This window comes from Nonomuraea sp. NPDC005692, assembly GCF_040631115.1.
Classification (GTDB): domain Bacteria; phylum Actinomycetota; class Actinomycetes; order Streptosporangiales; family Streptosporangiaceae; genus Nonomuraea.
Map to the genome: position 1 here is coordinate 42080 of NZ_JBEXYU010000040.1, position 18879 is coordinate 60958.

The window sequence follows — 18879 nt, forward strand, 5'->3', positions numbered from 1 at the left end:
GAGAGATCCATGACATGCGCGTATACCGCAACGCCACCATTCGCACCGGCACCAACGGCGCCCCCGCCGCCCAGGCCATGGCCGTGGACGGCGAGCTGATCGTCGCCGTCGGAACCGAGGCCGACGTGCGCGCGGCGGCGGGCCCGGGAGCCGAGCTGGTGGACCTCGACGGCGCCGCCGTCCTGCCCGGCCTGTACGACGCGCACATCCACACGGCCCAGTACGCCCAGAGCCTCGGCGCGGTCGACCTGCGCGACGTGCGCTCCCTGGACGAGGCCCTGGCCAAGGTGGCCGAGCACGCGGCGACCCTGCGGCCGGGCGCCTGGCTGTTCGGCGGCCGGTGGAACAGCAACATCTGGAACCCGCCGGTCCAGCCCGACCGCAAGGCCCTCGACTCGGTCTGCCCCGACCTGCCGGTGGCGCTGCCCAACGTCGACGGCCACACCGTCTGGGCCAACTCCGCCGCCCTGCGGATGGCCGGGATCGACGCCTCCACCCCCGACCCGGTCGGCGGCGAGATCGTCAGGGACGCGTACGGAGAGCCCACCGGCATCCTGCGCGAGTCCGCCTCCTACCCGCTGCGCGCCCTCATGGTCTCCGGCGACCTGCGCGACCGGCTGCGCGCCGGCCAGGAGGAGCTGCTGTCGTTCGGGCTGACCAGCGTGCACGACATCGACGGCGAGGACTGCCGGGCCGCCTACCTGGAGCTGCGCGACGCCGGCGAGCTGAAGATCCGCGTGCACAAGGCGATCCCGACGGTCGCCCTGGAGGCCGCCATCGCCGAGGGCCGCCGCACCGGCCAGGGCGACGACTGGGTCCGCACCGGGCCGGTCAAGGTGTTCAGCGACGGCGCGCTCGGCTCGCACACCTGCCACATGCACGAGGCGTTCGCCGGTGAGCACGACAACACCGGCATCGCGGTCACCCCGTACGAAGACCTCGTACGGATCTTCAGCAAGGCGGCGGCGGCCGGCATCGCGGTCGCCACGCACGCCATCGGCGACCGCGCCAACCGGCTGGTCCTCGACGCCTACGAGGCGATCGGGACCACCGCCGGCCTGCGGCACCGCATCGAGCACGCCCAGCACCTGCGCCCTCAGGACCTGACCAGGATGGCCAGGCTGGGTGTCGTCGCCTCGATGCAGCCGGTGCACTGCACCACCGACATCGCCCTGGTGGACTCGCTGCTCGCCGGCCACGACCTGGCCTCCTACGCCTGGCGAGGCATGCTCAACGCCGGGGTCGCGCTGGCCTTCGGCTCCGACGCGCCGGTGGAGAGCCCCGACCCGTGGGCCGCACTGTACGCCGCGGTCACCCGTACCCGGCAGGACGGCACGCCGGCCGGCGGCTGGCAGCCCGAGCAGCGGCTGAGCATGGCCGAGGCGATCACCGCGCACACCCTCGGCGCCGCGTACGCGGCCGGCGAGCAGGACCGCAAGGGCGTGCTCGCGCCCGGCATGCTCGCCGACTTCATCGCCGTGGACACCGACCCGTACCTGGAGCCGCCGGAGGCGGTGCTGCGCACCCAGGTCCTCACCACCGTCGTCGGCGGCGAAGTCCGCTGGCAGCGATCCTGAAGGAGCACCCCCTCGTGAACATCCGCACTCTCTCCGCCCTCGCCGCCGGCGCGCTGCTGGCCGCCACCACCGCCTGCGGCGCCCAGTCCCTGGACGGCGGCGGCGACGCCGCCCCGGCGGACGGCGGCGCGGCGGCGGTCACGCTCGACCAGGCCCCCACCGAGGAGAAGGCGGCCGACGTGATCAACGCCATCACCCCGGACCAGGCTCTCGCCGCCAAGGCGCCCGCCCGCCTGAAGACGCAGGGCCTGAAGGTCGTCACGTCCGTCGGCTACCCGCCCATGGAGCTGTACGCGAGCGACGGCAAGACGGCGATCGGCTTCGACCCGGCGCTGGCCAGGGCCATCGCCAGGAAGCTCGGCGCCAAGGTGACCATCTCCGACGAGGAGTTCAACTCCCAGATCCCCGGCGTGCTCACCGGCCGCTACGACTTCGTCATCTCCTCGATGAGCGACACGCCGGAGCGGCAGAAGCAGGTCACGTTCGTGGACTACGTGCAGGCCGGCGCCGGCCTGCTGGTCAAGAAGGGCAACCCGGCCAAGATCGGCGGCCCGGCCGACCTGTGCGGCAAGACGGTGTCCGTCGTCGACAACGGCTCGTCCATGGAGCTGGCCGAGGGGTACGACGCCGACTGCAAGAAGGCCGGAAAGACGGCCGTGAACATCCTGAAGTTCCCCGGCGACCAGGAGGCCCTGATCCAGGTCACCGGCGGGCGGGCGCAGGCCACCATCACCGACTACGTGGTGGCCGCCAGCAAGGCCGCCGACCCCAAGCTGGACGTCGAGGCGATGGCCCTGGAGGGCACCGAGAGCCCGTGGGGCATCGGCATGAAGCCGGACGACAAGGAGCTCGTCGACTCGGTGAAGGGCGCGCTCGACTCCCTCATCGCCGGTGGCGAGTACGCCAAGCTGCTGAAGGCGTGGAACCTGGACAAGCTGGCCGTCCAGTCCGCTGTCGTCAACGGCGGTAAGTGACCATGCGCACGGAGCCCTTCACCGGGCCGTCCGGGGAGCACGTCCCGGTCGCCAGGACACGCCACTGGGGCCGCCTGCTGGCCGCGGCCGTCGTGACGGCGATCGCCGGCTGGCTGGTCTACCTGGTCGTGGTGAACCCGCGCCTCGACTGGGGCAAGGTCGCCGAATACCTGTTCAACGACCGCATCCTCGCCGGGGTCTGGGTCACCATCGAGATCTCGGTGCTGGCGACCGTGCTGGGGCTGGTGCTCGGCGTCGCCGTGGCGATCATGCGGCTGTCGCACAACCCGGTGCTCAGCGGACTGGCCACGCTCTACATCTGGTTCTTCCGCGGCACGCCGGTGCTGGTGCAGCTCATCTTCTGGTACAACCTGGCCTTCCTGTTCCCCGAGCTGGTGCTCAAGGTGCCGTTCACCATGATCGGCGTCAAGTGGGACACCAACGAGGTGATGACCGGTTTCACCTCGGCCATGCTGGGGCTCGGGCTGAACCTGGCGGCGTACTTCGCCGAGACCGTACGGGCCGGGATCCAGGCCGTCGACCACGGCCAGACCGAGGCCGCGTACGCGCTGGGCATGACCCCGGCCAAGCGGATGCGCGTGATCGTGCTGCCGCAGGCGCTGCGGATCATCATCCCGCCCACCGGCAACGAGTTCATCTCCATGCTGAAGACCACCTCGCTGGTCTACGTGGTGGCCGGGCACGACCTGATGACCAACGCCAGCCAGATCTACAAGGCCAACAACCTGATCATGGAGCTGCTCATCGTGGCGAGCCTGTGGTACATGCTGATGACCGCCGTCGCGACCTTCCTCCAGGGCCGCCTGGAACGCCGGTTCGGCTCCGAGGCCGTACGGCTGGTCCGCGGCGGCGGGCTGGCGGCCCGGATCCTGCCGAAGGCGGCGGCGTGAACCCCGTCGTGCACGCCACGGGCGTGCGCATGGGCTTCGGCGACACGCAGGTGCTCAACGGCGTCGACTTCACCGTCGCGCCGGGCGAGGTGAGCTGCGTGATCGGGCCGTCCGGATCGGGCAAGTCGACCTTCCTGCGCTGCGTCAACGGGCTGGAGCCGGTGCTCGGCGGCAGCCTGCGGGTGCTCGGCGAGGAGGTCGGGCACAGCCTGCGCGAGGGCCGCTACCGGCCGTGGACGCCCAAGGAGTTCGCCGTCTTCCGCCGCCGGATCGGCATGGTGTTCCAGCGGTTCAACCTGTTCGCACACCAGAGCGCCCTGGAGAACGTGGCCTGCGCCCCCGTCCACGTCCTCGGCGTCCCGGCGGAGCGGGCACGGGCGACCGCGATGGAGCACCTGGAGCGCGTCGGCCTGGCCGCGCACGCGCACAAGCGGCCCCACCAGCTCTCCGGCGGCCAGCAGCAGCGGGTCGCCATCGCCAGGGCGCTGGCGATGAGCCCGGAGCTGATGCTGTTCGACGAGCCCACGTCCGCGCTCGACCCCGAGCTGGTGGACGAGGTGCTGGAGGTCATGCGCGGCCTGGCCGCCGACGGCATGACGATGGTCGTGGTCACCCACGAGATCGCCTTCGCCAGGGAGGTCGGCGACCGGCTGGCCTTCTTCGCCGACGGGGTCGTGGTCGAGAGCGGCCCGCCGGCCGAGCTGCTGGCCAACCCGGGGCACGAGCGGACCAGGGCGTTCCTGTCCAGCGTCCTGACCCAGGACCGCACCTGAGGCAAGGGGGCTCCGCCCGCCGGAGCCCCCTTCCCCTTCTAGCGCGCGCTGAACCGCAGGAAACCGGCCGTCTGCGTCACGACGACGAGCAGCGAACCGGCGATCAACGCCAGCCACAGGCCGGGCAGCCCCCACGCCCCCGCCGCCGGCCCCGCCACGGACGCCACCAGGCCGTTCCCGAGAACGGCCGACCCCAGCGTCCAGGACGACCGCCTGAGCGCCGTCAGCCCGGCCGACATCACGATCGCGCAGTGGTCGGCCAGGGCGTGCACCACCGACAACGGCACCAGACCGACGGCGACGGCGAGCACGGCGGCGTCCGAGGTGAACAGCCCGAGCACCGCCTCCCCCAGGAGGACCAGCACCAGCCCGCCGGCCAGCACACCGGCGGCGGCGATCGTCAGCGCCGCCCGGTTGAGCCGGCGCGCCTCGCCCGGCAGGACCGCCCTGGCGATCTCCGGCGTCGCGGCCTGCGCGACCGCGACGGCGGCCAGCCCGAGGAATCCGTGCAGCGACAGCAGGATGGCGTGGGCGGCCGCCCCCTGCGCCCCGGTCCGCGCGGCGGCGTACGTCACGCCGCCCATGACCGCGAACTTCACGACGAGCGTGGCCGACATCGGGACGCCCACCCTCGCCATCCGCAGCATCTCCCGCCACCGCGGGCGCCCCGGCCACGACGACCGCCCGCCCAGCTCGGGCAGGCGCAGCAGCAGCGTGTTGGACACGGCGACGGCCACGGCGGTGGACGCCACCAGCGCCACGCCGCTGCCCTGGACGCCCATCCGCGGCACCAGGACGAGATGCAGCACCACCCCCGTGGCCGTGCTCGACAGGCCGGCCCAGAGCACCAGGCGGCCGCGTCCGAGCGCGACCAGCACGCCGCCGGCGCCGCTGCCCGCCGAGTACAGCAACACCTGGAGCGCCAGCAGCGGCGGCAACGCCCCGAACTCGGCCACCACCTCGCCGGGCGCCCCGCCGATCCGCGCGATCACCGGGACGCCGAGCATGACGCCCGCACCGGCCGTGCCGAGGCCGACGGTGAGCCACCGCGCGTCCTTCAGGACGAGCAGCGCCTCGGCCGGACGGTCCCGGCAGGCGGCGACGAACGGCACCATCCCCCGCAGACCACCCGACACCGCGGCCGTCACGGGGGTGAGCACCGCGTTGACCAGCGCGAAGGCCGCCAGTTGGGCCGTGGCCTGGCGGCCGAGAAGGGAGGTGGTGATGAGCTGGGCGACGATCCCGGCGCTCATGGACAGGAAGAGCGGGACGGCCGCGGCGAGCAGCGCGCGATGAGGTGAGGAAGGCATGAAACGCAAGATCCCGGGAGCGCCTGCCCGCCGGGATGCATGATCATTATACCGGTACACCGCCCGCCCTGTCTGCCCTTCCCGTCTCAGCCGCCCTTGAGACGAAGCGCTCCGTCAGGGGCCATTCGCGCGTCAGCAGGCCGTCGCTCCTGTGGACCACGAGCCTCCAGTCGGGGACGATCCAGTCGTCGGACAGCACCCGCACCTCCAGCCCGCTGCCGTCCGGGCCGGGGATGCTGGAATGCATCCGCATGCCGGTCACGAGCCCGGCCGCTCCGGCCACCGCCCAGATCATCACGAGCGCGACGACGGGCCCGCGCGGACCGCCGCCGAAGGCGAGCGCCCCCGAGACGACGACCAGGCTCGCCGCCGGCGTCCCCAGCAGGAGCGGCCGGTCGAGTCGGCCGGTTCAGCCTCCATCGAGGTTCTCCGCGGCTCGGCCGGTTCAGCCGAACCTGACCTCCAGCCTGATCCGCTGGTTGGTCCCGCTCTGCTCGAAGTCGGCGGTGACCTGCGAGCCGAAGGAGGCGGAGCCGGTCAGCTTCACCTGGAGCGGGTAGACCTTGCCGCTGGTGGCCGAGCGGTAGGTCGCGGCGATCCGGTACCGGCCCAGGGGCACGTCGACCACGGCCCAGCCGCTGTCCGTGTAGACCGGTGCGCGCCCGGAGACGACCTTGCCCCTGCTGCCGTCGATCAGCGGGCCGACCGGGGTCATCGTCAGCCGTACGTTCTCCTGGTCGACGTCTTCAGGAAGGTTGTCGAACCAGAGGTTCGTGGCGACCAGGCCGCCGTAGAAGCGGCCGTCGGCGCCCGGCCGCCTGCCGGTGACGCGCCAGGTGAAGTTCCGCACGCCGCCGGCGCTCGCCCGGACGGAACCGGTCGAGGAGGGCTCAAGGTCGAAGGTGTACTGCCGGCCGTGGAACTGCCGCGTCACCGAGGCGCTGACCAGCCAGGACGACGGCTCGCGCGGCAGTTGCGCGCGATAGAGGCCGTTGCCGTCGCTGTGCAGCACGATGTCGCTGTTGTAGTAGCGCCGGTCCTTCACCACGACCTTGGCTCCCTGGACCGGCCGGCCTGCCGAGTTCACCACCTTGCCCCGCACGACATAGGCCGCCGCGCCGACGGTCGCGTCGGCCGCGTCGGCGGGGCCCGCCGCGCAACCGAGCACCGCGCTCAGGACGAGCGTCGCCCCCGTCCTGCCCAGAACCGACCGGGTCCTCGTCTCGCCCATCTTCTCCCCGTCCGCCGAGTGCGTTCTGCTGACCGGTCAGACCCTGGCCGCGGCCCCTTGGAAACGACTGGAAACCACTGGAGACGGCCGGTCGAGGGCCGTCGACCGGGCCGTCGACGGCTGGGGCGGTGGGCGAGCCTCGGCTACAGTGGAGAGAAGAAGGTGCATAAGCAACCATGATTCAGGGAGGCAGGGCCCGTCGCGGCGGGCTCGTTGTTTTGAGAGGTCTGACGAGCAGTCTGGGGCAGGACGAAACCGGGGCCGTGTGGCGCGGCGCCCCCTACCCGGTTCTGGTGGTGGACACCGCAGGCGTCATCGCCCAGGCCAACGACGCGGCGCTGCGGCTGCTGCCCGGGGCGGTCCCCGGCGCGGCATTGGCGGACAGCGCTCCCGACTGGCTCTCCCACGCCCACGACTCCGCGACCCCGCTCCCTGACGTCGCTCCCTCCGACGCTGCTCTTCTGGACGCCGCTCTTCCGGACGCCGCTCTTCCCGACGGTGTGCGCGGTCCCATCGGGGCGGCCACCTTCGAGGCGCGTCCGGTCCGCGACGGCGACGTGATCGCCTGGTGGCTGGCCGACACCACCGACCTCGAACGCGCCACCCAGGCCCTGCACCTCGAACGCGAGCGGACGTCGTTCCTCGACAATGCCTCCAGCGAGCTGCTGTCCTCGCTCAACCTCGACCGCTGCCTGGAGGTGACCGCCCGGCTGGCCGCCCGCCACCTGGCCGACGCCGCGCTGGTCATCCTGCCGCCCTACCGGCGCAGGCACCCCATCGCGTACTGCGGGCCGGACGGCGTGGTCGTCCGGGAGGAGCTGGCCGTCGATCCCGAGGCCGTGCCGGGTCTCGCCGAGGCGCTGCAGGGCTACCCGCCCCTGCCCTCCCGCTGGATCGACCCCGCCGCCGCCCCCGGCTGGCTGGTCCGCGACGGGCTCGGCGAGATCGGCTCGATGGTGGTGACCGCACTGCCCGGCCACGGCGTCCCGGCCGGGGCGCTCGTGCTGCTGCGCGGCAGCGGCCAGGCGTGCTTCTCCGACGGCGAGGAGGTCTTCGCGCGGCTGTTCGCGGCCCGCGCGGGGGCCGCGATGTCCGCCGCCCGCCTGTACGCCGAGCAGGCCGACATCACCGAGACCCTCATGCGCGAGCTCCTGCCGCCCCGCGTGCGGAGCCTGCACGGCGTCGAGATCGCCGCCCGTTACCGTCCCTCGGAGCAGACCGCCCGGGTCGGCGGCGACTTCTACGACCTCCACCCGCCCGCCGAGTCCGGCCAGGAGTCGCTGGTGGTGCTCGGCGACGTGGCCGGCAAGGGCCTGGAGGCCGCCGTGCTCACCGGCAAGATCCGGCACACCCTGCAGGCCCTGCTGCCGATGGCCGGCGACCATCAGCGCGTGCTCGAACTGCTCAACGGCGTTCTCATCAAGGGCGGCGACCGTTCCCGCTTCGTCACGCTCGTCCTGGCCTCGATCCAGCGGGCCGGCAACCGCGTCCTGCTCCGGGTCACCAGCGCCGGGCACGCGCCGCCGCTCGTCGTACGCGGCGACGGGCGCGTCGACGTGGCCAGCACCAAAGGCACCCTCATCGGCATGCTCGACCGCGTCACGAGCGTCACCGACACCGTGGTCCTCGAACCCGGCGAGACGTGCCTGCTCTACACCGACGGCATCACCGAGGCCATGGGCGGCCCGCTGGGCGCCGAGATGTTCGGCGACGAGCGGCTGCAGGAGGAGTTGCGGCAGTGCGGCGGCATGCCGCCCGAGGCGATCACCGAACGTGTGGAGATGTTGTCCTCCCAGTGGGTAGGAGGTGGCGATCACGATGACATGGCCGTCATCGCCATCACCGCGCCGCGCGGGGCACATCTGAGCGCGGTGGGAGGACACGGACGGGGAAGGTTCACCGCATGACGCACGCAGACGGACTCTCCGCCTGGCGCGAAAAACTCTGGAACGCCGCCGTCGCCGGCGACGAGTACGCCGCCACGGACGCCGCGCTCGCCGCGCTCGACCAGGACATCTCGCTGGAAACCCTGCTGCTGGGCGTGGTGGCCCCCGTACAGGCCCGCGTCGGCCTGGAGTGGGAGGGCAACCAGATCACCGTGGCGCAGGAGCACACCGCCACCGCCGTCAACGAGCGGGTGCTGGCCGCGCTCGCCCACCACCCCGCCGCCCGCGCCGCCGCCGCGAACGGCCCCGCACTCGGGCGCATCGCCGTCGCCTGCATCGACGGCGAGTGGCACGCCATGCCCGCCCGCATCCTGGCCGAGGTGCTGCGGCTGCGCGGCTGGCGGGTCGACTACCTGGGCGCGCAGGTGCCGACACCCCACCTCATCACCCACCTCCACCGCACGGCCTGCGACGTGGTGGCGCTGTCCAGCTCCATCCCCACCCGGCTGCCCGGCGCCCACGCCGCCATCACCGCCTGCCAGGCGACCGGCACGCCGGTGATGGCCGGCGGCGCCGCGTTCGGACCGGACGGCCGCTACGCCCGCCTCCTCGGCGCCGACGCCTGGGCCGCCGACGGCGCCACCGCCGCCGACCGGCTCGCCGCCGGTCCGCTGCCCCGCCCCGTCGCCCCCCGCCAGGCCGTGGACGACCTGCCGCACCTGGACGACCAGGAGTACACCATGGTCAGCCGGTCGGCCCGGAGCCTGGTCAGGGACGTCATGGGCGGCCTGGAGGAACGCATCCCGGCGATGGCGCACTACACGCCGCAGCAGCGCAGGCACACCGCCGAGGACATCCTGCACATCGTCGACTTCCTGGCCACCGCGCTCTACGTGGACGACCCCGGGCTGTTCACCCGATTCCTCACCTGGACGGCCGGCGTCCTGACCGCTCGCGGCGTCCCGGCGGGCACGCTACTGCCGGCTCTCGACCTGCTGGGCAGGCGGCTGGAGGACTTCCCGCGCGCCTCGGCCCTGATCGCGCACGGGCGCGACGCCCTGAGCGCCGCGGCCTCCCCGACCGACCACACCCCGCTCCCCGTCCACGGAAAGATCGCATGACCGCCTTCGCCCCCGACCCGCTGACCCTCGTCCAGGCCACGCCCCGCCCGGGGGTGCTGCACGTCGCCGTCATCGGCGACCTGGACTACAACACGGCGCGAGAGCTCCTGACCACCGCGCTCGCCGCGCTCGCCGACGGCGGCCTGACCGACCTGCACCTCGACTTCGACGGCCTGCACTTCTGCGACTCCAGCGGCCTGTCGGCGCTGCTGATGATCCACCAGCACGCCGTGACGGCCGGCACCCGGCTGCATCTGGAGCAGCGCCCGCGGGTGCTGGAGCGGCTGCTGGACGTCAGCGGCACGTACGAGCACCTCACCGGCGCCCCGGCCGGCGTCACCCAGCACTCCTTCACCCACGACTGACCGGGCACGTCCGCCCGCGGGATTCAGCCGGCCGCGGCCTGGTCGGCCGTGTCGGCCCTCGTGCGGCGCAGGATCGCCGCCCCGGCGATCGCGGCGGCCACCGTGTCGCCCATGGCGATGTGGTCGGCCAGCCCCGTACGCCGCATCATGTTGGTGCAGATCGGCGGCGGACCGGCCACCGCCAGATCGCCGCCGGCGTCACGCGCCTGCTTCCACAGCGCGATGACGACGGACAGCCCGGTGGAGTCGAAGAACTCGATGCCCCGAAGGTCGAGCACGACCATCGGCGCCGTGCTCCCGCCGTTGGCGCTGTTCCCGTCGTTGGCGCCGCCGGCCACGACGCCGAGCGCCCATTGCCGGAACTCGGGTTTCTGCATGAAGTCGAGCTCCCCGCTCAACCCCATGACCAGGCACCCGTCCGCCTGTCTCGTCTCCGCCCGCAACCGGGGCCCTCGCCAGCTCGTCTCGTCTTCTCCGCCGTCGATGCCGCTCACCTCCCGGTGGTTCCTCTCCTACCCGGCCGATCACCGGCCACGCCGCCGCCTTGTGAGAAGCGTACGCATCCCAGGTGTCGAGTGCCGCCCGCCGGAGCGATACGAGGCGAGATGTCCGGTATGAAGCCGTGCGACAGGTAGGTTGGCCGACCATGGACGATCTCCGACGCCCGTTCCGCGCCCGCCCGCCGAAGCCCCGCACCGGCCGGGGCCGTACGCTCGCCTGCCTCCTGCTGGTGAGCGCGGCAGTCGCCGGGACGGGCGGATGCGGCGGCACGGCCACGACCGCCGCCCCCTCCTCGCCCTCCGTCCCCTCCTCGGCCTCCGCGAAGGCGACGGACGCCTCCCCGTCGGCGACGGCGAGCGCCGGCGCCTCCGCCGGCCAGGCGCTCCCCGCCCCCGGCGCGCCGCTCCCCGCCGACCCCGCCCGCCTGGCGACGGCCCTCCGCGACACGACCACCGCCCTGAACGCGGCCATCGACCGCTGGCGCCCCTCGACGGGCACCCCGCCGCGGGACGTCGAGCTCCTGGCCCTCTACCAGCAGCGTCTCTACCGCCACGCCGCCCGCCACCGCGCCCTGGCCGACCGCGCCTTCGCCCGCCTGCCCGCCGCCCTCGCCGCCCAGGCCAAGGACAACGTCAGCGCCCTGCGGGAACTGCTCGCCCTGACCCGGCCCATCAAGCCGTCCGCCGTGTTCAAGGTCCAGCCGGCCCGCCCGGCCGCCGAGCTGCTCGGCCACTTCAAGCGGGCCGAGCGCCGCTTCGGGGTGGAATGGGAGGTGCTGGCGTCGGTGATGTTCGTCGAGACCAAGTTCGGACGGGTACGCGCCGACAGCCACGCCGGAGCCCAGGGCCCCATGCAGTTCATGCCGGCGACCTGGCGGGCGTACGGGATGGGCGGCGACGTCCAGAACCCCCGGGACGCCGTCATGGCCGCGGCCAACTACCTGCACGCCAGCGGCGCGCCCCGCGACTACCGGCGGGCCCTGCACGCCTACAACCCGTCCCAGGCGTACGTGGACGCCGTCCTCCTGCACGCCCGCCAGATGCGCCGCGACCCGCGCGCGTACTACGCGTACTACAACTGGCAGGTCTTCGTGCTCACCACAGCAGGCGAACGCCGCCTGACCGGCCCGAAGTAACCCCGGCCGCCGGGTCCCGGTCGCGTCACCGGACCGGGCTGTACTCCGGCAGGGGGCGGGCGTTCCTGCTCTGGACGCGGCGTTCCACCGCCCCCACGGCCTTCATCAGCGGGAGCCGGATCAGGGCGTCCCGGACGCATCGCCCGCCCTCGGTTCTCGGCACCATGAGCCGGACGTTCGGGCCGATCTGCTGCTTCCTGCCCACCAGCGGACGATGGACGGCCTCGTACCGCGCGAAGGCGACACGATGATCACCACCGGCGGCGGCGAGCTCCCCCGCCAGCCGGTACGCCCCCACCAGGGCCAGCTCGGCGCCCGCCCCCGAAGCCGGCGAGGCGCACCAGGCGGCGTCGCCGAGGAGCACGACGCGGCCCTCGGACCAGGAGTCCATGTGCACCTGGCCCAGCGCGTCGAAGTAGAAGTCGGGATCGGCCAGGGCCGAGTCGAGCAGCTCCCGGGTACGCCAGGACGTCTCGTCCCCGAACGTCCGGCTCACCAGCCGCTTGTGCTCGGCGACGTCCCGGTGGTCGTAGTCCAGCGGCGCGGAGCGGAAGATGAAGTACGCCTTGGCCTGGGCGTGGTTGCCCGACCGGTAGATGCCGGCCATGCGGCCCGGCGTGTTGAACATCGTGACCCAGCGGTCCTCCCCGAGCGCGGCGTCGGCGTCGGCGAAGGCGAAGTAGTGGTCCTTGTGCCGGACGAACCGCTCCTCCGGCCCGAAGGCCAGCCGCCGCACGTGGGAGTGCATGCCGTCGGCGCCGACGAGCAGGTCGAAGGTGCGGGCGGGCGCGTGCTCGAAGGTGACTCGCACACCCTCCTCGTCCTGGTCCAGGCCGCTGATCGCGTCGCCGAACACGATCTCCACGTCGGTCGCCTCGTGCAGCAGCGCCACCAGGTCGCCGCGCATGATCTCCACCGAGCCGGGGTCGCGGGTGTCGACGCGGGCGACGGGCCGGCCGCCGGCGTCCACGAACTTCATGCCGTGCACGTCGGTGGCCAGCGCGCGCACCTGCGCCATGATGCTCATCCTCGCGGCCACCTCGACGGCGTGGTCACGCAGGTCCACTCCGTTGCCGCCGGCGCGCAGGCGCGGGGCGCGCTCGACGACGGTGGGCCGGAAGCCCAGCCGGGCCAGCCAGTGAGCCAGGGCCAGCCCGGCGATGCCGGCTCCGGAGATCAGGATCCGCTCGTTCACCGAGGCTCCTCGCGGTACAGTAACTGAAATAAGCGTTCCAGTTAACTATGTGGAATGAGCATTTCAGTTGTCAACACCCGCCGAGCCCAAGCGCCGTGCCGACGCCGTGCGCAACCGCCGACTCGCCCTCGACGCCGCCATGGCACTGCTGGCCGAACCCGGTGCGACGCTCACCGTCGAGGCCATCGCCAGACAGGCGGGCCTGGGGGCCGCGACCGTCGTACGCGCCTTCGGCGGCAAGGACGCCCTGCTGGACGCCGCCGTCTCCGGGCTGCTCGAACCGGTCGTCCGGCGCGCCCGCGACCTGCTCGCCGAGACCACGGCCTACCAGGCCCTGCAGACCTTCCTCGGCGAGCTGATCGCGTTCCAGACCGCCCACCACGCCGTCAACGACCAGCTGGACGGCCTGGAGCTGCCGGCCACCACCGCCCTGCGCGCCGGGCTGGTCGCCGCCGTCGAGGAGATGATCGAGGGGGCGCGGCGCGAGGGCGCGATCCGCACCGACATCGCCCCCGCCGTCGTCACGACCCTCCTCGGCCGGACCGCCCTGGCCGTCGCCCGCGCCCAGCCCCCTTCACAGGCCCTCGCCGACGCCTACCTCACCGTGTTGCTGGACGGCCTGCGCCCCACCGGATGACCGCTCGGCTCGCCTGCCGCATCACTTCTTGATGCAGTATTCGATCTTCGCGGCGGCCATCGTGATGTTGACGACCCGCTTGCCCAGCCACTTGTCCTGGAAGTCGCAGAAGTATTCCCAGGTGCCGTCGCTGTAGTCGATGTACCCGGACCAGCCGCCGGGCTCCAGCTTGTAACCCTTGGAATTGAGCGAGTGGTCACCGCTGCAGTTCTGGCTCCAGCGGCCGATGGTGCCGTCCGACTTCCAGTACTTGTAGACCAAATAGCTCGACTGGCACCAGGCCGACGCCGACGCGGCGGCCGGGCCGGGGGTGGCCACGATCGTCAGCGCCGCTCCGGTGGCGGCCGCCACGGCGAGCAGTTTCCTCGTCCGCTTTCCCGTTCCGAACATTTCTCGTCCTCTCCGGCCGCGCGGAACCACGGCGACACGAATGTTCAGCGATTTCACCGGGCCCTGTTCGCCCCGATGACGGAGAGCCTGCCTCACCGGAAACCCGCCCCACAATGCCTTTTAGCCCAGGCTAAAAGGGCCGCCACCTGCCCCGGGAGCCGCACTTGATTGGCGATTCATTGAATACGTCTTGACCCGGACCGAGATAGGCTTGAGCACCACCTCTGCGGATAAGAGCAGTGAGGGGGAATCGAAATGCCGAATCCCAGAACATTCCTCAACGCGATCGCCGCGGCATTCTTGGCATTCGCCGTTCAACCGCCCGCTCTCGCCGACGCGGACAGCAGTCGCGACCGCGGCCCCGACACCTGGATCACCAACCCGATCACCGGCGGACAGCTCTTCGTCGACATCCCCAACACCTGCCGGTACAACTTCGAGAACCCTGACTGCGTCCTCGGCTCACGCGTCCGGCTGGGCGCCCGGGTCGGCGGAAACTACCATTCCTTCTTCTTCGAGAGCCCGCCCGGCGGCGGCAGCGGTGACCTGATCAAATGGACCAACCTGAACGGCACGAAATGCCTCGACGTCGCGAACGACGGCAGGGGCAACGGCACACCCGTCGTCCTGTGGGGCTGCCACGGAGGCCCCAACCAGCAGTGGGTGACGCAGGCGTTCTACAAGGGCCCGCACAAGGGCTTCAGGATTCTGGTGAACGTCAGCAGCGGCAAGTGCCTCGACGTCGAGAACGGGGCCTACCCCGACTGGCCGCGCCCCGACGCCCCGCTCCAGATATGGGACTGCTTCCATCCCACGGACCTGCGAAAGGCGGCCAACCGCGTCAACCAGGTCTGGGAGTACCGGCGGAGGTGACAGCGGCCTGCGGCCTGCCCCTGGTCGCGGCCCGGCTCACAGCAGGACCCTAGAATCGGCGGTCGAACACCGATCCGAGAAGGGCTGTGGGCGGAGCGTGGAGCCGAGCGGTGCGCCGGCCGGGGCCGACTGGCAGTCGCATCGCTCCGCCGTGTTCGGGGCGGCCTACCGGATCCTCGGCAGCGTGACCGAGGCCGAGGACGTGACGCAGGAGGTCTGGTTGCGCGCCGCCGCGGCCGACCTGTCCGACGTGCGCGATCTGCGGGCCTGGCTGGTGACCGTGGCCGCCCGCACGTCCTACAGCGTGCTGAAGTCGGCGCGGGTCCGGCGGGAGTCCTACGTCGGGCCCTGGCTCCCCGAACCGCTGCTGACCGTGCCCGACGCCGCCGCTCAGGTGCTCGTGGACGACTCGGTGGGAACCGCGATGCTGGTGGTCATGGAGACGCTCACCCCGGCCGAGCGCGTCGCGCTGGTACTGCACGACGTCTTCGACTTCCCGTTCACCCGCATCGCCGAGGTGCTCGGCAGCACGCCCGCCGCCGGCCGCAAGCTCGCCTCCCGCGCACGGGCGCGGGTCGCCGCGGTCAAGGAGCGGCCCAGGGCGTCAAGGGCCGAGACCGAACGCCTGCTCAGGGCATTCAAGGCGGCCGCCGACGCGGGGAACATGGCTGAGCTGGTCGAGCTGCTGCACCCCGAGGCCGTCTACGTCGCCGACGGCGGCGGCAGGGTGACCGCCGCGCGCAGGCCGGTCCACGGGGCCGAGACGATCGCCCTGCTGGCGGTCAGGCAGATCGAGATCAGGCGTCCCGACGCGTTCCAGATCATCGAGGTCAACGGGCAGCCGGCCCTGGCGACCTACCGCGGCGGCGAACTGGTCTGGCTCGACACCGTCGAGATCGCCGACGGACGCATCACGACGTTGCGGAGACTGGCCAATCCGGAGAAGTTCCCCCACATCGGTCACATCTGAGCCCGCTGTCTTGTCTCCCTGCCGACCCCGGCTCACCAGGGGCAGGCTGAGAGAGGACGACACCATGGCACATGTTGTGATCATCGGAGGCGGTTTCGCGGGCGTGTGGAGCGCGGCGGGCGCGGCACTGGCACGCGAGCGGGCGGGCGGAGCCGCGGACCCGCGCATCACGCTGATCGCGCCGAACGAGCACCTGGTGCTGCGGCCACGCCTGTACGAGCCGGAGCCGGACCTGGCCAAGGTGGAGCTGCGCAGGATCCTCGGGCCGATCGGCGTCAGGCACCTGCGCGCCTCGGTGAGCACGATCGACACCGGCCGCCGCACGGTGGTGGCCGACGGCGAGGAGATCGGCTACGACCGCCTGGTGCTGGCGGCCGGCAGCCGGCTGGTACGGCCCCACGACCTGCCCGGCGCCGAACGGCTCTTCGACATCGACACCCTCGACGGGGCCCGGCGGCTCACCGGCTTTCTGCGCGACCGGGAGGACTTCACGGCCGTGGTCGTCGGCGCCGGGTTCACCGGCCTGGAGGCCGCGACCGCGCTGGCCGTCCGCGGCCGGGTGCTGCTGGTGGACCGGTCGCCGGTGGTCGCTCACCAGCTCGGCCCCGGCCCGCGCCCGCAGATCGAGGCGGCACTGGACGGGCTGGGTGTCGAGCGCCGCCTCGGTACGACGGTGACCGAGGTCGGCGAAGGGTACGCCGTCCTGTCCGACGGCACCAAGGTCGAGGCGGACGCGGTGGTCTGGTCGGTGGGGATGCGGGCCAGCGAGCTCACCCGGCAGATCTCCGCCGAGCTCGACCACCTCGGCCGGATACCGGTGGACCGGTGGCTGCGCGCACTCCCCGGGGTGTTCGTCGCCGGGGACACCGCGGCGGCGGCGTTCGACGCCGAGCACACGGTCATGCAGGCGTGCCAGCACGCCACCCCGCTCGGCAAGGTCGCCGGGTACAACGCGGCGGCCGACCTGCTCGGCGTGCCGCCGCGCGACTTCACCCCCGGCCCGTACGTCACCTGCCTGGACCTGGGCGACGCCGGCGGGATCTTCACCCGCGGCTGGGACCGCAGGGTGATGGCCTCGGGCGCCGACGGCAAGGACATCAAGGTGCGGATCAACCAGGCGATCCACCCGCCGGTCGACGACGCGGAGAAGATCCTCGCCGCCGCCGACCGCGTGCACATCGAGCTGCCCTTCTTCCCCCGCGACGAGGAGACCGCCGGCTGACCCCGCACCCTCCACCACGAGCGGCCGGGGTCGTCCTGTCGGGCGTCGGCGTCAACGGCCGCTCCGCACGTTCCCCGGCCTCGCCGCCGAGTGGGCCGTGCCGGACGGCGTCGGGGCCAGGTGGCCGAGCGTGAGGGGCGGCGGGGGCGGCAGGGGCTCGGCGTGGTCGGCGCGGAAGGACTGCAGCAGATACGCCACCAGCCGCCGCGACGCCGCCGCCACCCCCTCCCCGGCGCCGGCGACGATGCCACAGTTGGCCCTCAACAGCAGCACCAGGTCCGCGGAGGCGAAATCGGCCCGCAGCCGCCCGGCGGCCTTGGCCCGCCGCACCACCTCCGCGAAGCCTCGCTCGGCCCGCTCCCGTGTGCGCTCGTAGTCGACCGCGTCGGGGAACGCGGTGAGGAAGGCGTCGGTGAACCCGCGGTCGGCGACCTGCATCGCGCACACCTTCTCGATCGCCTCGCAGAACCCGTGCCAGGGATCCGGGTCGGCCAGCGCCTCGTCCACGACCGACGCGCACGCCGCCAGCTCGTCCGCGAACACCTCGGTGATCAGGGACTCGCGTGACGGGAAGCGCCGGTAGAGGGTGGCCACGCCGACCCCGGCGCGCCGCGCGATCGCCACCATCGGCACGTCCAGACCGCGCCTGGCGAACGTCTCCCGCGCGGCCTCCAGGATGCGTGCCCGATTGTGCCGCGCGTCGGCCCGCATTTCCCTGGCGGGCGCCAACTGAGAGCGAGGAATGGGCATCTTTCTCACATTAGCGTAAATGGAGAGCCCCGTCCGTTTAGCGGGCTAGCGTCGTCCCCATGGAGACGAACGAGATGCGCGCGGCCCTGTTCGACCGGTACGGACCGCCGGAGGTCCTGTACGTGGGCACGGCGCCCAAGCCGGTCCCCGCCCCCGGACAGGTGCTGGTGCGGGTGCACGCCGTCAGCGTGAACGGCGGCGAGGTGCACGGCCGGACGGGCCGGCTGCGCCTGGTGACCGGGCTGATGCAGCGGGGCTTCCCGAAACGGGTCGGGATCGACCTCACCGGCGAGATCGTCGCCCTGGGGGCCGGGGTGACCGGCCCCCGGGTCGGCGCCCGGGTGTGGGGCACGCTGGGCCGCACGTTCGGAAGCGCCGCCGAGTACGTGGCGGTCCACCCCCGCCGCCTGTCCCCGGCCCCGGCGTCCGTCGACCTGGTGGCGGCCGCGGCGCTCCCGGCAGGCACGACGGCCATCACGGCGCTGCGCGACCAGGCCGGGCTCAGGCCGGGCGACCGGCTGCTCGTCCGCGGCGGCAGCGGTGGGGTGGGCGCTGTCGCGGTGCAGCTCGGCAGGGTGCTCGGCGCCCACGTCACCGCCCTCGCCGGGGCAGGCAACCTCGACCTCGTCCGCGACCTCGGCGCGCACGAGGCGTATGACTACGCCGCCGTCGCCCCGGCGGATCTGGGCAGGTTCGACGTGATCCTGGACACCGCCGGCACCGAGCACGCCGCTTTCCGCCGCCTGCTGACACCGTCCGGCCGCATGGTGGCGATCGCCTTCGATCCGCGCAGGATCGCGGCGTCCGTGGCGTACATCGCCGCCTCGGCCGTCCACGGCCGGCGGCGCGTCCGCTTCTTCAGCGGCAACCCCACCACCCGGCTCCTCACCGACCTCACCCGGTACGTGGACGGCGGCGCCATCCGCCCGGTCGTCGACACGGTCTTCCCGCTCGACGACATCGCCGCGGCGCACCGGACGTTGGAGGCGGGCGGCGTACGCGGCAAGGTCGTCGTGCGCATCGCCTGAGAGCCGTACCCGGCCCCGGGCGGGCCGGTA

The 18879-nt window shown here is 72.7% G+C and carries 20 protein-coding genes; 13 read left to right on the forward strand and 7 right to left on the reverse strand.

Translation table 11 applies throughout. The features are described 5' to 3' along the window. Positions 1–14: 14 nt before the first annotated feature. Genes ABZ459_RS46035 through ABZ459_RS46050 form a run of 4 tightly spaced genes read left to right on the forward strand, consistent with a single transcriptional unit; the run spans position 15 to position 4235 of the window. Positions 15–1577, forward strand: a complete 1563-nt coding sequence (locus ABZ459_RS46035) for an amidohydrolase (RefSeq protein ID WP_357985474.1) — start codon at positions 15–17, stop codon at positions 1575–1577. Between the two features lie 14 nt (positions 1578–1591). Further along, a complete protein-coding gene (locus ABZ459_RS46040) occupies positions 1592–2551 on the forward strand; it encodes an ABC transporter substrate-binding protein (RefSeq protein ID WP_357985477.1) in 960 nt (319 codons plus the stop codon). A gap of 2 nt (positions 2552–2553) precedes the next feature. Further along, positions 2554–3462, forward strand: coding sequence for an amino acid ABC transporter permease (locus ABZ459_RS46045; protein ID WP_352322116.1), 909 nt, complete (start codon positions 2554–2556; stop codon positions 3460–3462). Between the two features lie 29 nt (positions 3463–3491). After that, positions 3492–4235 carry an amino acid ABC transporter ATP-binding protein gene (locus tag ABZ459_RS46050; protein ID WP_357985597.1) on the forward strand — a complete coding sequence of 248 codons (744 nt, stop codon included), beginning with the start codon at positions 3492–3494 and terminating at the stop codon, positions 4233–4235. 38 nt (positions 4236–4273) lie between these two features. Here ABZ459_RS46050 and ABZ459_RS46055 read toward each other — a convergent pair whose 3' ends face one another. The 3 genes from ABZ459_RS46055 to ABZ459_RS46065 form a co-directional block, all read right to left on the reverse strand. Beyond that, positions 4274–5545 carry a hypothetical protein gene (locus ABZ459_RS46055; RefSeq protein WP_357985481.1) on the reverse strand — a complete coding sequence of 424 codons (1272 nt, stop codon included), beginning with the start codon at positions 5543–5545 and terminating at the stop codon, positions 4274–4276. Between the two features lie 46 nt (positions 5546–5591). Then, on the reverse strand, positions 5592–5843 hold the full coding sequence (locus ABZ459_RS46060; RefSeq protein WP_357985484.1) for a hypothetical protein: 252 nt from the start codon (positions 5841–5843) through the stop codon (positions 5592–5594). Between the two features lie 147 nt (positions 5844–5990). Continuing rightward, positions 5991–6776 (reverse strand): hypothetical protein, encoded by a 786-nt coding sequence (locus ABZ459_RS46065; RefSeq protein WP_357985487.1) that lies wholly within the window; start codon positions 6774–6776, stop codon positions 5991–5993. A gap of 293 nt (positions 6777–7069) precedes the next feature. On the opposite strand from ABZ459_RS46065, the gene ABZ459_RS46070 reads away from it, so the two are divergent. From ABZ459_RS46070 to ABZ459_RS46080, 3 genes are read left to right on the forward strand one after another with little or no spacing between them, the layout of a single operon-like run. Then, positions 7070–8683, forward strand: a complete 1614-nt coding sequence (locus ABZ459_RS46070) for a PP2C family protein-serine/threonine phosphatase (protein WP_357985491.1) — start codon at positions 7070–7072, stop codon at positions 8681–8683. Continuing rightward, entirely contained in the window at positions 8680–9783 is a 1104-nt protein-coding gene (locus ABZ459_RS46075) for a cobalamin B12-binding domain-containing protein (protein ID WP_357985494.1), read from the forward strand. The genes ABZ459_RS46070 and ABZ459_RS46075 overlap by 4 nt, the downstream gene beginning before the upstream one ends. Then, the gene (locus tag ABZ459_RS46080; protein ID WP_357985496.1) at positions 9780–10148 is read left to right on the forward strand and encodes an STAS domain-containing protein; all 369 of its coding nucleotides are present in this window, start codon (positions 9780–9782) and stop codon (positions 10146–10148) included. Before ABZ459_RS46075 ends, ABZ459_RS46080 begins: the two co-directional genes overlap by 4 nt. Positions 10149–10171: 23 nt before the next feature. Here the strand turns inward: ABZ459_RS46080 and ABZ459_RS46085 are convergent, their stop codons facing one another. Then, entirely contained in the window at positions 10172–10642 is a 471-nt protein-coding gene (locus ABZ459_RS46085; RefSeq protein WP_357985499.1) for an STAS domain-containing protein, read from the reverse strand. Between the two features lie 152 nt (positions 10643–10794). On the opposite strand from ABZ459_RS46085, the gene ABZ459_RS46090 reads away from it, so the two are divergent. Then, the gene (locus ABZ459_RS46090) at positions 10795–11784 is read left to right on the forward strand and encodes a lytic murein transglycosylase (protein ID WP_357985502.1); all 990 of its coding nucleotides are present in this window, start codon (positions 10795–10797) and stop codon (positions 11782–11784) included. Between the two features lie 25 nt (positions 11785–11809). Here ABZ459_RS46090 and ABZ459_RS46095 read toward each other — a convergent pair whose 3' ends face one another. Beyond that, positions 11810–12979, reverse strand: a complete 1170-nt coding sequence (locus ABZ459_RS46095; protein ID WP_357985505.1) for an FAD-dependent monooxygenase — start codon at positions 12977–12979, stop codon at positions 11810–11812. A gap of 67 nt (positions 12980–13046) precedes the next feature. On the opposite strand from ABZ459_RS46095, the gene ABZ459_RS46100 reads away from it, so the two are divergent. Next, a complete protein-coding gene (locus ABZ459_RS46100; RefSeq protein ID WP_357985508.1) occupies positions 13047–13616 on the forward strand; it encodes a TetR/AcrR family transcriptional regulator in 570 nt (189 codons plus the stop codon). Between the two features lie 21 nt (positions 13617–13637). On the opposite strand, the gene ABZ459_RS46105 is transcribed toward ABZ459_RS46100, so the two are convergent. Beyond that, a complete protein-coding gene (locus ABZ459_RS46105; RefSeq protein ID WP_357985511.1) occupies positions 13638–14006 on the reverse strand; it encodes a hypothetical protein in 369 nt (122 codons plus the stop codon). Positions 14007–14306: 300 nt separating this feature from the next. Here ABZ459_RS46105 and ABZ459_RS46110 point away from each other — a divergent pair, with 300 nt between their 5' ends. The 3 genes from ABZ459_RS46110 to ABZ459_RS46120 all read left to right on the forward strand — a co-directional run bounded on the left by ABZ459_RS46110 (position 14307) and on the right by ABZ459_RS46120 (position 17071). Further along, positions 14307–14879: an RICIN domain-containing protein gene (locus ABZ459_RS46110; protein ID WP_357985514.1), complete on the forward strand. Its 573-nt coding sequence runs from the start codon at positions 14307–14309 to the stop codon at positions 14877–14879. Between the two features lie 97 nt (positions 14880–14976). Continuing rightward, positions 14977–15849 (forward strand): RNA polymerase sigma factor SigJ, encoded by an 873-nt coding sequence (sigJ, locus tag ABZ459_RS46115; RefSeq protein WP_357985517.1) that lies wholly within the window; start codon positions 14977–14979, stop codon positions 15847–15849. A gap of 64 nt (positions 15850–15913) precedes the next feature. After that, positions 15914–17071, forward strand: a complete 1158-nt coding sequence (locus tag ABZ459_RS46120) for an FAD-dependent oxidoreductase (protein ID WP_357985520.1) — start codon at positions 15914–15916, stop codon at positions 17069–17071. A 51-nt stretch (positions 17072–17122) separates the two neighbouring features. Here the strand turns inward: ABZ459_RS46120 and ABZ459_RS46125 are convergent, their stop codons facing one another. After that, the gene (locus ABZ459_RS46125) at positions 17123–17821 is read right to left on the reverse strand and encodes a helix-turn-helix domain-containing protein (protein ID WP_357985523.1); all 699 of its coding nucleotides are present in this window, start codon (positions 17819–17821) and stop codon (positions 17123–17125) included. A 59-nt stretch (positions 17822–17880) separates the two neighbouring features. Here ABZ459_RS46125 and ABZ459_RS46130 point away from each other — a divergent pair, with 59 nt between their 5' ends. After that, positions 17881–18849, forward strand: a complete 969-nt coding sequence (locus ABZ459_RS46130) for an NAD(P)-dependent alcohol dehydrogenase (protein WP_357985526.1) — start codon at positions 17881–17883, stop codon at positions 18847–18849. Positions 18850–18879 lie beyond the last annotated feature (30 nt).

Excerpts from the sequence above, each read along its gene's own strand:
- ABZ459_RS46050 (WP_357985597.1), top strand. The coding sequence starts at position 3,492 with ATGGGCTTCGGCGACACGCAGGTGCTCAACGGCGTCGACTTCACCGTC.
- ABZ459_RS46105 (WP_357985511.1), bottom strand. The coding sequence starts at position 14,006 with ATGTTCGGAACGGGAAAGCGGACGAGGAAACTGCTCGCCGTGGCGGCC.
- ABZ459_RS46125 (WP_357985523.1), bottom strand. The coding sequence starts at position 17,821 with ATGCCCATTCCTCGCTCTCAGTTGGCGCCCGCCAGGGAAATGCGGGCC.
- ABZ459_RS46080 (WP_357985496.1), top strand. The coding sequence starts at position 9,780 with ATGACCGCCTTCGCCCCCGACCCGCTGACCCTCGTCCAGGCCACGCCC.
- ABZ459_RS46065 (WP_357985487.1), bottom strand. The coding sequence starts at position 6,776 with ATGGGCGAGACGAGGACCCGGTCGGTTCTGGGCAGGACGGGGGCGACG.
- ABZ459_RS46130 (WP_357985526.1), top strand. The coding sequence starts at position 17,881 with ATGGAGACGAACGAGATGCGCGCGGCCCTGTTCGACCGGTACGGACCG.
- ABZ459_RS46045 (WP_352322116.1), top strand. The coding sequence starts at position 2,554 with ATGCGCACGGAGCCCTTCACCGGGCCGTCCGGGGAGCACGTCCCGGTC.
- ABZ459_RS46075 (WP_357985494.1), top strand. The coding sequence starts at position 8,680 with ATGACGCACGCAGACGGACTCTCCGCCTGGCGCGAAAAACTCTGGAAC.
- ABZ459_RS46120 (WP_357985520.1), top strand. The coding sequence starts at position 15,914 with ATGGCACATGTTGTGATCATCGGAGGCGGTTTCGCGGGCGTGTGGAGC.
- ABZ459_RS46090 (WP_357985502.1), top strand. The coding sequence starts at position 10,795 with ATGGACGATCTCCGACGCCCGTTCCGCGCCCGCCCGCCGAAGCCCCGC.
- ABZ459_RS46055 (WP_357985481.1), bottom strand. The coding sequence starts at position 5,545 with ATGCCTTCCTCACCTCATCGCGCGCTGCTCGCCGCGGCCGTCCCGCTC.
- ABZ459_RS46035 (WP_357985474.1), top strand. The coding sequence starts at position 15 with ATGCGCGTATACCGCAACGCCACCATTCGCACCGGCACCAACGGCGCC.